At 35.2% G+C, this 12,865-nt stretch carries 13 protein-coding genes; 11 read left to right on the top strand and 2 right to left on the bottom strand.

Annotated features, from left to right (window positions below; translation table 11 throughout):
• Window positions 1-692 (bottom strand): replication initiation protein (locus JJE11_RS06240; protein ID WP_291633692.1); only part of this gene is annotated, 692 nt, incomplete at its 3' end.
• Between the two features lie 264 nt (window positions 693-956).
• The gene (locus tag JJE11_RS06235; protein WP_291633690.1) at window positions 957-1,832 is read right to left on the bottom strand and encodes a LysR family transcriptional regulator; all 876 of its coding nucleotides are present in this window, start codon (window positions 1,830-1,832) and stop codon (window positions 957-959) included.
• A gap of 469 nt (window positions 1,833-2,301) precedes the next feature.
• Between JJE11_RS06235 and JJE11_RS06230 the strand changes: the two genes are divergently transcribed.
• From JJE11_RS06230 to JJE11_RS06180, 11 genes are all read left to right on the top strand, one after another.
• A complete protein-coding gene (locus JJE11_RS06230) occupies window positions 2,302-3,090 on the top strand; it encodes a CoB--CoM heterodisulfide reductase iron-sulfur subunit B family protein (RefSeq protein ID WP_291633689.1) in 789 nt (262 codons plus the stop codon).
• A 19-nt stretch (window positions 3,091-3,109) separates the two neighbouring features.
• Complete coding sequence (locus tag JJE11_RS06225; RefSeq protein WP_291633687.1) at window positions 3,110-3,520, top strand: 4Fe-4S dicluster domain-containing protein; 411 nt, start codon at window positions 3,110-3,112, stop codon at window positions 3,518-3,520.
• 48 nt (window positions 3,521-3,568) lie between these two features.
• On the top strand, window positions 3,569-5,554 hold the full coding sequence (locus JJE11_RS06220) for a CoB--CoM heterodisulfide reductase iron-sulfur subunit A family protein (protein ID WP_291633685.1): 1,986 nt from the start codon (window positions 3,569-3,571) through the stop codon (window positions 5,552-5,554).
• On the top strand, window positions 5,545-6,009 hold the full coding sequence (locus JJE11_RS06215; RefSeq protein ID WP_291633684.1) for a hydrogenase iron-sulfur subunit: 465 nt from the start codon (window positions 5,545-5,547) through the stop codon (window positions 6,007-6,009). Before JJE11_RS06220 ends, JJE11_RS06215 begins: the two co-directional genes overlap by 10 nt.
• Window positions 5,997-6,980, top strand: coding sequence for a 4Fe-4S dicluster domain-containing protein (locus JJE11_RS06210; RefSeq protein ID WP_291633682.1), 984 nt, complete (start codon window positions 5,997-5,999; stop codon window positions 6,978-6,980). Before JJE11_RS06215 ends, JJE11_RS06210 begins: the two co-directional genes overlap by 13 nt.
• Entirely contained in the window at window positions 6,980-8,014 is a 1,035-nt protein-coding gene (locus tag JJE11_RS06205; RefSeq protein ID WP_291633680.1) for a 4Fe-4S dicluster domain-containing protein, read from the top strand. The genes JJE11_RS06210 and JJE11_RS06205 overlap by 1 nt, the downstream gene beginning before the upstream one ends.
• Entirely contained in the window at window positions 8,014-8,859 is an 846-nt protein-coding gene (locus tag JJE11_RS06200) for an FAD/NAD(P)-binding protein (RefSeq protein WP_291633678.1), read from the top strand. The genes JJE11_RS06205 and JJE11_RS06200 overlap by 1 nt, the downstream gene beginning before the upstream one ends.
• Window positions 8,860-8,921: 62 nt before the next feature.
• Complete coding sequence (locus JJE11_RS06195) at window positions 8,922-9,602, top strand: 4Fe-4S dicluster domain-containing protein (RefSeq protein WP_291633676.1); 681 nt, start codon at window positions 8,922-8,924, stop codon at window positions 9,600-9,602.
• Between the two features lie 50 nt (window positions 9,603-9,652).
• Window positions 9,653-11,263, top strand: coding sequence for an FAD-dependent oxidoreductase (locus JJE11_RS06190; protein ID WP_291633674.1), 1,611 nt, complete (start codon window positions 9,653-9,655; stop codon window positions 11,261-11,263).
• 118 nt (window positions 11,264-11,381) lie between these two features.
• Window positions 11,382-12,554 carry a malic enzyme-like NAD(P)-binding protein gene (locus tag JJE11_RS06185; protein WP_291633672.1) on the top strand — a complete coding sequence of 391 codons (1,173 nt, stop codon included), beginning with the start codon at window positions 11,382-11,384 and terminating at the stop codon, window positions 12,552-12,554.
• A 66-nt stretch (window positions 12,555-12,620) separates the two neighbouring features.
• Window positions 12,621-12,865: fumarate hydratase (locus tag JJE11_RS06180; RefSeq protein ID WP_291633670.1), on the top strand; the 245-nt coding region annotated here is incomplete at its 3' end.

Below are 12,865 nucleotides of genomic sequence, written 5' to 3'. Positions count from 1 at the left end.
TTATAGCAATTGCTTTTTATATAAAAATTAATAGCCTTAATATTTCTACCTTCTTTTATTTCCTCAAATTCAAAAGATATATCAGTTTTTGCACTAATTTCCTTTTGTGTTACAATTAAAATCCTTTGTTTTAAGTTGTAATATCTATAATATTGTTTTTCAACACCTAAAAATGCTTTTAATTCTTCAAGTCCATAGAGTATTTCACCTATTTCTTCATACTGTTTTAAAGCTTCATAGATCTTTAAACTATATTCACTATTAAGATCTGTTATATTTTTTATTCGGTATTTAGTATATTTTTCAAGCTGCAGATAGTATTTTTTAAGCTTTGGATGAAAGCTCACAGCTACTTTATTCTCATTGTCATAATATTTTATGCCTGAAAGCCATACCGTTTGAAAATCTCCATCGTTTTCATGGATAGTTACTCTTTTGCTAAGTAATAAACCACTGGCCCTCTTAACTCTACTATAGAGATTTTTATTTGTACTTAAATCGACTTCCAATAGTTTGGCAAAGTCTTTAATACTTACAACATAATCCTTAACGTCTTCATCAAAAGGATTAATAATTGAAGCAATTGCCAATATAAGATTTAATTCTCCTATACTTAGTTTATAACTTGCATTGATAAGTCCAATATCTTTACAAATCCAAGAATTTTCATTTTGTTTTAGTTGAGTTTCCAAAATATCACCTCTGTAGTTATATTTTATTATGTAACTACAATGTTGTCAATGAAGTTATGAATTATAGAAATGAGTATTCATGATATTTTTTATAATGAGAGACGTAATGGAGGATATTTTTATTTTTGTATTAATTTTGGGAGTTGGTTATGAAATGTTAAGGGGGAGGTGAGAGGTACTAGAATTTTTGGAAGCAAAACTACAGAAGAATACCTGTAGTTCCTATTTGTGAGGTGCATTTATAACTTATGTATTCAAAGGGACTTAATTTATGGGAGTTGTAGTTAAGAGATCTATAAATGCCTTTGAAGCATTTGATAGATAATGATCTTTTTTCCAAACTAGAGAAATATTTATGGGAATAGCAGGATTTAATGGTATTGTTGCTATTTTTTCATTATCTTCAAAAATTTCCTTTAGTACAAATGAAATGCCAACTCCACTGGTAGTAAGACCCTTGATGGTTTCTAAGTGGGTAGACGATAAAATAATATTAGGCTGAATATTGAATTCATTAAAGGATTCCAATACCTTTTGCCTTATGTAGAAGCCTTCATTTAGTAAGATAATAGGTTCGTTCTTAAGATCTTTAAATGTAATGGTTGATTGTTTGCTTAAGGGGTGTTCTTTTTTAAAGCAAACGAAGAGCTCACTATTTGAAATGGGAAGGGAAGTTAATAATTTATTGGTGGAATCAGATATAATAAGACCCAAATCAATGTCTTCTTTTTCTACCATACGTTTTATTGTAGTAGACCCATATTCGGTAATATTGAGTTTAATGTTTGGATATGATTTTTGGAAATTAATAAGTAATTTTGGGAATAAAAAAGTACCGATCATTGGAGGGACACCTATTGTCAGTACGCCCTTTTTAAGATCGTGGTATTCCTTCATTTCTGAAGTGGCATTATTTACTTGCATTAAAATCTCATCTACTCTTTTTAAAAAAACTCTTCCTTCTGCTGTGGGTAGAAGATGTTTTTTAGAACGGTCAAAGAGTACAATAGACAGTTCTTTTTCTAGGTTTTTGATGGAATTGGTAATAGTAGGCTGAGATACAAAAAGTTTTTCGGCAGCTTGTGTAATACTATTTAATTGGCAAACCATTTGAAAATACTGTAACTGTCTTAATTCCATAACATATTCTCCCCCCCCACCCAAAAAAAATATTTCAATTAATATATCGTAGGTAAGTATATTTTTAGTATGTAAAATATGTGTTATGATTTTAACAAAAAAACAAATGAAATTATATTGTATTTAAAATACATAAATGTAAAAATCATAAAAAATTATATTTATTTAATAATAGATGTTAAAATATTAACAGAATCAATAATTACAATGCTTAAGCTTTATTAATTTTATAATATATCCCATATATATAATTTTAAACTATTATATCATAGTTTAATCGTATTTTCAATTTATAAAAAGTGTGTTATACTTTTAACAAGAAGATAAGAAAGTCTTTACTGTTTTATAAAAAATACATATATTAAATTACGAAATTTAAATTTTTTTATTAATAATCGTTAAAATATTAACAAAAATGAGGGGAGGTGTAAATCTAGACTTGTTTGTTTAAAGGTCTAGATGAATAAAGATGAAATATAGTTATTATCCAGGTTGTACATTAAAGACGAAAGCTCAGGAATTAGAAAAATTTGCACTAGATTCTGCAAACGTTTTAGGGTTTGAACTTGAAGAGCAAAAGGAGTGGCAATGTTGTGGTGCAGTATATCCTTTAGCCACTGATGAGATAGCTACTAAATTATCAGCTGTAAGAAGTTTGGTGAGCGCAAGGGACAAAAATGAAAAACTAGTCACTTTATGTGCAGCATGCCATCACGTAATTAAAAGGGTCAATGGCGACATGAAGAATAAAGATGACATAAGAACAAAGGTTAACAACTATTTGGAGCTAGAAAAAGAATATGTTGGAGAGACAGAGGTTCTTCACTATCTTGAAGTGCTTAGAGATGAAATAGGATTTGATAAGCTAGCTGAAAAAGTAACGAATCCTCTTACAGGTAGGAAGATTGGAGCTTATTATGGATGTCTTCTTCTTCGTCCTAGCACCGAAATGAACTTTGATGATCCAGAAAACCCTTCTATTATAGAAGACTTTATAGAAGCTATTGGAGCTACTCCTATAAAATACCCATATAGAACGGAGTGTTGTGGAGGTTACCTTTGTTTAGATCAAAAGGATCTTGTAAATAACATGACAGACAATATCATTGAATCAGCTGTTAAGCATGATGTAAAGGAAATTGTTACTGCATGCCCGCTTTGTAAATATAATCTAGAACACAGTAAAGGCGGAGCAAAAGATAAACTATCTATTAGTTATTTCACCGAGCTTTTAGCTGAAGCTTTAGGTGTCAAATAAGTTAGGAGGGGATAGTGCAATGAAAAGAGTTAAAATATTTTCTGACAAGAAATCAAAAGAAATAGATCAAATTTCTGAAATAAGTGGACAAAGAATACGGGATTGTATCCAATGTGGAAAATGTTCAGCAGGCTGTCCGGCAAGCGAGGGTATGGATATCCTACCTCATCAGGTTATAAGATTACTCCAGACAGGACAATTGGATAAGGTTATGGAGAGCAAAACCATTTGGAGATGTGCTTCCTGTTTTACTTGTGCAGAGAGATGTCCTAGGGATATAGATATTGCGAAAGTTTTAGAGGCAGTTAGGCTTATCATAATTAGACGCACAGGAGGAAGCAAATTATCAGCTGATGATGTATTTGGGAAAATAGATGATAAAATGCCGCAGCAGGCGATTGTAAGTGCATTTAGAAAGTATAATAAGTAATTTTTACAAAAGGATAATGATACTGTTATTTTTAAAGGAGGGATTAAGTTGCAGAGAATTGGAGTTTTTGTTTGTTGGTGTGGAAGCAATATAGCAGCTACTGTAGACATAGATAGAGTTATAAATGAAGCTAAAAAAATGCCTGGAGTTGTACATGCTAAAGACTATCAATATATGTGTTCAGAAGTAGGCCAAAATTTAATTAAAGATGCAATAAAAGAGCAAAAGCTAGACCGAGTAGTGGTGGCATCATGTTCACCTAGAATGCATGAGGCAACATTCCGTAATGCAGCAAATGAAGCGGGCATGAATCCATATTTATTAGAAGTTGCTAATATTCGCGAGCATTGTTCATGGATACATAAGACTAAAGAGGAAGGAACCCCGAAGGCCATCGCGCTTGTTAGAGCTGCAGTGGCGAAAGTAGCATTAAATACGGGGCTGATATCCGGAGAAATAGGAGTAACACATAGATCCCTTGTTATTGGGGGAGGAATTGCAGGGATACAAGCGGCTATTGACATTGCTAATGCAGGTTATGAAGTAGATATCGTTGAGAAATCACCAAGTATTGGTGGCAAAATGTCACAAATAGATAAAACATTTCCTACGCTAGATTGTGCAGCTTGTATTTTAACACCGAAAATGGTAGAGGCAGCTTCTCATCCCAATATTACACTATACACTTACAGTGAAGTAGAATCGGTTAGTGGATATGTAGGTAACTTTGAAGCTATTATTAAACAAAAAGCACGAAGTGTGAACTTAGAAAAGTGTACTGGCTGTGGTGTCTGTACAGAAAAATGTCCTTCAAGAAAAGCTAAAAGTGAATTTAATGAAGGACTAACAAACAGAGGAGCTATTTACTCACCTTTCGCTCAGGCGGTGCCTAATGTACCGGTTATAGACCGTGAAGAATGTATCAAGTTTAAGACAGGAAAATGTGGTATTTGTGAAAAAATATGTCCATCTGGTGCTATTGACTTTTCTCAGGAGGACACTAACATTACAAAAAAATATGGAACTATTGTAGTAGCTACAGGTTATGATATTATAAAATTAGATAAATTTGGAGAATATCAGTATGGGAACCATCCTGATGTAATCACATCTCTTGAATTTGAAAGATTAACCAACGCCGCAGGTCCTACAGCGGGTAAGCTTTTGTGCCCATCGGATCATAGAGTGCCTAAAAAAGTAGTGTTTATACAATGCGTGGGTTCAAGGGATAAGTCGCCTAGGGGTAAAACTTACTGTTCTAAAATTTGTTGTATGTATACAGCAAAGCACGCTATGCTACTCAAGGATCATTATCCTGATATGGAAGCATATGTTTTCTATATTGATGTTCGTACCGCGGGGAAAAATTTTGAAGAGTTTCAGAGAAGAGCAGTTGAAGAATATGGTGTTCACTATATAAAAGGGATGGTCGGTAAGATTTTTCCGGATGGTGAAAAACTTCAAGTTCATGCTGTAGATACAATGACTGGAGATACAGTTGTAATTGATGCAGATATGGTAGTACTCGCAGCGGCAACTAAGGCACAAGACGATGCAAGCATAATTAAAAGAACATTAGGAATAAGTACGGATGCAAACAATTTCTTTACGGAAGCTCATGCAAAACTTCGTCCGGTAGAAACACATTCTGCTGGTATATACCTAGCGGGAGCTTGCCAAGGACCAAAGGATATTCCAGAAACAGTTGGACAGGCAAGTGCAGCAGCCGCAAAGGTAATTGATGTGCTAAGTAAGACAAAACTAATTAGTAGTCCTTGTGTTTCAGAAGTAGATGAATCGATTTGTAGTGGATGTCTTGCATGTACAAAAATCTGCCCATATGATGCAATTTCTTCAAAAACAATTGAGGTTAAAGAGAACGGGAAAACAATTACCAAAATAGTCGCAAATGTAAATGAAGCACTTTGTCAAGGTTGCGGTGGATGTACAGTGGCTTGTCGTCCTGGTGCAATTGACCTTAAGGGATTTACAAATAGACAGATTTTAGCGGAGGTGGATGCATTATGTCAGTAGAAGCTAAAGAAAATGAGGGGATAGATAAAGTTAAATTTGAACCCTTGATAGTAGCCTTTTGTTGTAACTGGTGTAGTTATGCAGGAGCCGACTTAGCCGGGACAAGTAGACTCGCCTATCCTGCTAATGTTAAAATTATTCGGGTTCCATGTTCATGTAGGGTAAGTGAAAACTTTGTACTCCGTGCCTTCCAACGGGGAGCAGACGGCGTAGTAATTGCCGGTTGTCATCCAGGAGATTGTCATTATACAAGTGGAAACTATCATACAAGAAGACGGTTTTCGGTTTTCATGAATTTTCTTGAATATATGGGGATAGAAAAAGATCGATTTACAGTGGATTGGATTTCAGCAGCAGAAGGACATAAATTTGCAAGCGTTATGAATGATGCATTAGAGAAGGTTCATAAACTTGGTCCTAATAGAAAGTTGAGGGATGATAGATGGAAAAGATAACTGAAAAAATAAGAGAGACCGCAAAATTGGCCCTAGAAAATGGGGAAGTAGAAAAAATCATAGGTTGGAAAAAGGGAGATACTTTTGATGATTCTTATCCGGTATTTATTACGGACGTGGATGGTACACATTCTTTAATATGGGACTGTTTCTGTGTTAATAACTTAAGTAAATATCTAATAGGGCAATTAAAAGAACATAATAAAATAGGCATATTCTTAAAAGGATGCGATTCTCGCGCTTTTAACCAAATGGTAAAAGACAACAGAATAGATCGCGAAAAGGTAGTGATTTACGGAGTAAGTTGCCCTGGTATGATTGATCCGGAGAAAGTAAAAAAACAAGAATTACATAAAGGTCTTTTAAGTGTAAAAAGATCTGGAGATGACATAATATTTGTAAAAAATGATGGAGAAGTGAAATTTCCAGCAGGAGATTTTGAATATGATAAATGTCTTAGATGTAGATATCCAAATCCCGTAGTATATGACCAGATGATGACGGAGGTTGTAGAGAGAGAAGTAGACCCACTAGAACGCTTTAAAGATGTGGAAGACCTTGAAGCAATGTCTGTAGAGGAACGGTCTGATTACTGGGACAATCAATTCTCAAAATGTATACGCTGTAACGCTTGCCGTAATATATGTCCTGCATGTAGTTGCGAGAAATGTATATTTGACAACGACAGAGCAGATGTATCTGGTAAAGCAAATGTAGCCAGTGAAGAGCAGTTTTATCATATAATTAGAGCTTATCACGTTGCAGGACGTTGCGTAGAATGTGGAGAATGTAGCAGAGTATGTCCAGCAGGAATACCTCTTCACAAATTAAATAGTAAAATTATAAAAGATATAAATGTACTTTACGGTGAATATGATGCAGGGGTAGATACATCTAAAGAAGCTCCCATTGGTACGTATAAATTGGATGATGAAGATTCATTTACAGAGCGCGGAGGTGAGAAGAAATAATGAAGAAAATATTAAAAAGTAAGTTTTCACAGCTTTTTAGTACGATTAATAAATCCTATGAACTATTTTTACCAATTGAAAAGGATGAAAAAGTAAACTTCGACCTGTGGCACGAAGGTGACGTAGTTAATGTAGAAAAACTGAAAACTAGTATTTCACCTAAAGGTTTTATTTTCCCTCAAAGCGAAACCTACTTAAAGTTTAAAAGAGATGGTAAGAAACTTGAACTAGAAAATGTAGGAGGAAAGAAAGAGGACTATGTACTCTTTGGGGTAAGGCATTGTGATGCAAAGAGCTTTCAGCTTCTTGACAATGTATTTCTCGAAGAACCCGTAGATAGATTATATGAGCAAAGGCGCGAGAAAGGAACAATTGTTACTATGGCTTGTTTTAACCCAGAAGAAACCTGCTTTTGCAGCTCATTTGGAATAGAGCCACAAACAGCTCCTAAAGAGGTTGATGTGACTACCTGGGATATGGGTGATAGCATTATTTGGAATGCACAAACACAAAAGGGTGAAAACTTAACTGAGAAATTAAAAGATCTTTTAGAAGATGCAACAGATAAGGATATAAGCGAACTAAATACAATGCAAGAGGCTACAAAAGGGAAAGTGAAAGAGCTTCCACTAGCCAATATAGACCCTACAAAAATAACAGGAGAGCTTAATGATTTATTTGAATTAGGAATTTGGGCGGAGCTTAGTGAACGGTGTTTAGGGTGTGGCTCATGTACGTTTGTATGTCCTACCTGTCATTGTTATGATATTTCCGATTTTAAGGGGGATGAATCTGGAGAGAGATTCCGTTGTTGGGATTCCTGCATGTTCTCAGATTTTACTCTTATGGCCCATGGAAATATTAGAAAGACTCAAAAAGAAAGATTCAGACAGCGGTTTATGCATAAGCTTGTTTATTATCCGAATAATCATGATGGAGTATATGCTTGCGTTGGATGTGGAAGATGCGTCGAAAAATGTCCTGTTCACTTGGATATTGTTAAAGTAATTAAAAAATTGGGTGGTGAAAAATAATGGGTTGCAGCTGTAATGAACATGTAAATCCACTAATTCCTGAAATCGTAGTGATAGAAGAAATGAGGGCAGATACAGAGGATGTAACTACTTTTAGAGTTGTAAAGCCTAATGGTGGAAAAGCATTTGAACATATGCCAGGTCAATGTGCGATGATTTCAGTACCTCCACTTGGAGAAGCTATTTTCTCAATCACTTCTTCTCCAACGCAGAAAGATTATATGGAGTTCAGCGTAAAAAGATGTGGTGCGGTCACTGAGTATCTACACAGCCTTGAAGTAGGGTGTGAAATAGGTATAAGAGGACCTTACGGAAATAATTTTCCGGTAGAGGATGAACTAAAAGGAAAAGACCTTCTTTTCATAGGTGGAGGTATAGGACTCGCACCTATTCGTTCAGTTATAAATTATGTAATGGATAATAGAGAAAATTATGGAAAAGTAGATATTCTATATGGATCAAGATCGCCAGGAGATCTTGTCTTTCAAAAAGACATCTTCGAAAACTGGCCATCAATGCCTAATACAGATGTTCATTTAACGGTTGATAGACCGGCTGATGGATGGGAAGGGCATGTTGGATTTGTTCCATCTTATGTTAAAGAAATTGGATTTAATACAAATAAAGTAGCCTTGTTATGTGGTCCACCTATTATGATTAAATACACTCTTCAAACACTTATGGAAATAGGATTTAAGAAGGATCAAGTATACACAACACTAGAGCTTAAAATGAAATGTGGAGTAGGTAAATGTGGACGTTGCAACATAGGAGATAAATATGTGTGTAAAGATGGTCCAGTATTTAGATGTGACGAAATAGATGAGCTCCCAGACGAATATTAATGCAAATATTAAAATAGTTTAATCCATCCCATTAGAAATCTGGGAAAAAGGAGGCATATAAAATGTCCAACAAAGAAATGGTGGAAATATTTATATTAAATAAAAAATATACTGTACCTTCAACCCTTACAATCATGGATTCCATGGAATATGCAGGGTACCAATTAGTTAGAGGATGTGGATGTAGAGGTGGCTTTTGCGGTGCCTGTGCAACGATATATAGAATTAAAGGCAAGAATGAATTAAAGGTATGCTTAGCATGTCAAACTAAGGTAGAAGATGGTATGTATCTTACTCAATTACCGTTCTTTCCAGGAGATAAAAAATCATATGATATGAATGAACTTGAGCCAAATGCTGATACAATGATGAAGCTTTATCCTGAAATATATAGCTGTATCGGATGTAATTCCTGTACTAAGGGATGCCCACAAGACCTTAATGTTATGCAATATATTGCGTATGCACAAAGAGGAGAAATTGAAAAATGTGCTCACGAATCCTTTGACTGTGTTATGTGTGGAATATGTGCTTCAAGATGCCCTGCTAATATAACTCATTACCAAGTAGGTGTGCTTGCACGTAGGCTTACAGGTAAATACATTGCTCATGAAACCTTAGATTTAACGCAAAGGGTAAAGGAAATTCAAGAAGGCGCGTATGACGATTCAGTAAAAGAGTTAATGATTAAAAGTATTGATGAATTAAAAGAAATGTATAATACAAGGGATATTACAAAGTAAAGATTGCCCTAAAATCACATAAAATATAGTTATATCAGGGAGGTATTTAAATGTATACAGCAGAAATGAGGGAGCTAATAAAGAAGGTCGAAGCTACTCGTCCTGAAAGACTGGGAGTTCAGTTTCCAAGGATGACTGCCCAGGAGAAGGTAGATATATTAGAACAGAATTATCCTGATTATAAGAAGGATCAGTTTAAAAACTTAAGAGTTGGACCAAACAAAGGATCGAAAGCTCCACTAGAACTTGCACAACTTCTTGAAGGTAAAAGTAGAATTCAAAATTTAGATATGGATTTGACTAAACCGGACTATGACGTTGATGTTTTAATAATAGGTGGAGGTGGATCTGGAGCTTCAGCTGCTTTAGAGGCCAACAAAAAAGGTGCTAAGGTATTAATTACTACTAAATTACGTTTTGGAGATGCAAACACAATGATGGCTGAAGGTGGAATCCAGGCTGCAGATAAGCCTGACGATTCTCCTGCAACACATTACCTGGATGTAATGGGTGGTGGACATTTTACCAATAAACCAGAACTTGTTAATGCTCTAGTAATGGATGCTCCTGGATCAATCAAATGGTTAAATGAACTTGGGGTAATGTTTGATAAAGAAGAAGATGGCACCATGGTTACTACCCATGGAGGTGGAACCGCTAGAAAGAGAATGCATGCAGCAGCTGATTATACAGGAGCTGAGATCATGCGTGTGCTTCGTGATGAAGTACAGAATAAAGGTATTGAAGTGGTTGAATTTTCCCCTGCTGTTGAGATAATCCTCGACAAGGATGGTAAAGCTGCTGGAGCAATATTATTCAATCTTGAAACTGAGGAATATTTAATTGCAAGGGCTAAAACTGTTATTATAGCCACTGGTGGGGCTGGAAGACTTCATTATCAGGGTTTTCCAACATCAAATCATTATGGGGCTACAGCGGATGGGCTAATACTAGGATACAGAGCTGGGGCAGAGCTTGCATTTGCAGATGCTATTCAGTACCATCCTACAGGCGCAGCATTCCCATCTCAGATATTTGGTGCACTTGTTACAGAAAAAGTTCGTAGTTTAGGTGCAACACCTCTTAATATAGATGGTGAACAATTTACTTATCATCTTGAAACTAGAGATGTTGAAACATCTGCATTAATTAGAGAATGTCTTGTAAGAAATAAAGGGATTGACACAGCTGATGGCGAAAAAGGTATATGGCTAGATACTCCTTTAATCGATATTATCAATGGAGAAGGAACTCTTGAGAAGAGACTTCCTGCTATGTTGAGAATGTATTTAAAATTTGGTATTGATATGAGAATAGATCCGATTATCGTATATCCAACTCTTCATTATCAAAATGGAGGACTTTCAATAAATGAGAATGGTCAAACCAAGGTAGAAAACCTTTATACGGTAGGAGAAGCTTCAGGGGGAATTCACGGTAGAAACAGACTCATGGGCAACTCACTATTAGATATTATTGTCTTCGGACGTAGGGCAGGGTCCCATGCAGGTGAAAACTGCAAAACAGTTAAATTGAAAGAACTGAGCCTTGACCATATAAAAGCATATCACAAAAGCCTTGAAGAAAATGGTGTGGAGACAGATAAGATTTCTCCTATGTTATTACCACATTATACTCATGGAAGAGAAAATGATAAATAATACTATTTAGTTTAATTTTTGCGAGAAATAAGTCATTATTTTTCGCAATAAAAATATATTTATATATTCAAATTAAAAGAAATAACCAAAAAATAAATAAAAAAGGGGAATGAGAAAAATGGATATTAAAGAAGAGGCAATGAAGTATCATAAACAATGGAGAGGTAAAATTGAAGTAATTTCTACAGTACCTGTAAAAGATAGTAGAGATCTTTCTATAGCTTATACACCAGGAGTTGCAGAACCTTGTCTCGAAATTCAAAAAAATATTGATTTATCCTATGAACTTACAAGAAGATGGAATCTTGTAGCTGTTGTAACAGATGGTACTGCTGTTTTAGGCCTTGGCGATATTGGACCAGAGGCTGCAATGCCAGTAATGGAAGGTAAATGTGTTCTGTTTAAAACTTTTGGTGATGTTGATGCTTTCCCTCTTTGTATACGTTCTAAAGATGTAGATGAAATTGTAAGGACCGTTGAACTACTTCAAGGTAGCTTTGGTGGAATTAATTTAGAAGATATAAGTGGACCTAGATGTTTTGAAATTGAAAGAAGACTTAAAGCAGTATGCGATATCCCAATTTTTCACGATGATCAACATGGTACAGCGGTTGTAGTTCTTGCAGGCATACTTAACTCATTAAGATTAATAAAGAAAGATATTAAGAATATTAAAGTTGTAATAAATGGTGCAGGTGCGGCAGGTATAGCCGTAACGAAATTACTAATGAGCATGGGAGTAGCTAGTGTCATCATGTGTGATACAAAGGGTGCCATCTATGAAGGACGTGAAAATCTAGGCGGCGAAAAAGATTTAATGTCAACAACTACAAACAAAGATAAAGTTAAGGGAAGTTTAAAGGATGTCATCGTTGGAGCTGACGTATTCTTAGGAGTATCAGCTGCTAACCAATTAAGTCAAGATATGGTAAGAAGTATGGCGAAGGATGCTATCATATTTGCCATGGCAAATCCAAACCCAGAAATTTTACCTTCTTTAGCTAAGGAAGCTGGTGCAAGAGTAATTGGTACTGGAAGATCAGATTATCCAAACCAAATCAACAATGTATTAGCATTCCCTGGAATATTCAGAGGAACATTGGATGTTAGAGCAAGCGATATAAATGATGAGATGAAGATTGCTGCTGCATATGCTTTAGCAGGGTTAGTTAGTGATGAAGAATTAAACGAAGATTTTGTTATTCCATTTGCATTTGATCCTAGAGTAGGAAAAACTGTGGCCGAAGCAGTTATGGCAGCTGCTAGAAAATCTGGGGTAGCTAGAATATAACATAATAAGGTGATTCAAAAATCATGTAAGCTTTATAAGTAAAATATTGAAAGGAGTTGCTGGTTTATGCGTAAAGTAGATGTAATAGAAATAGAAAATGCGTTAAAAGACATGAGTATAAAGACTAATTTTTATGTGGGAGAAGACGTATTATGTGCTTTTCATAAAGCCGAAAAGACAGAAACATCTCCTGTAGGAAAAGATATTATAGCCAATTTGTTAAAAAATGCTGAAATTGCAAAAACTGATCAAGTACCAATTTGTCAAGATACAGGTATGGCGGTAGTATTTGTAGAAGTAGGTCAAGAAGT

Source organism: Clostridium sp., assembly GCF_016650095.1.
In the GTDB taxonomy this organism is placed as follows: domain Bacteria; phylum Bacillota; class Clostridia; order Clostridiales; family Clostridiaceae; genus Clostridium_AD.
Note: the sequence above shows the minus strand (reverse complement) of the source record. Positions and strands in the feature narration are given on the sequence as shown.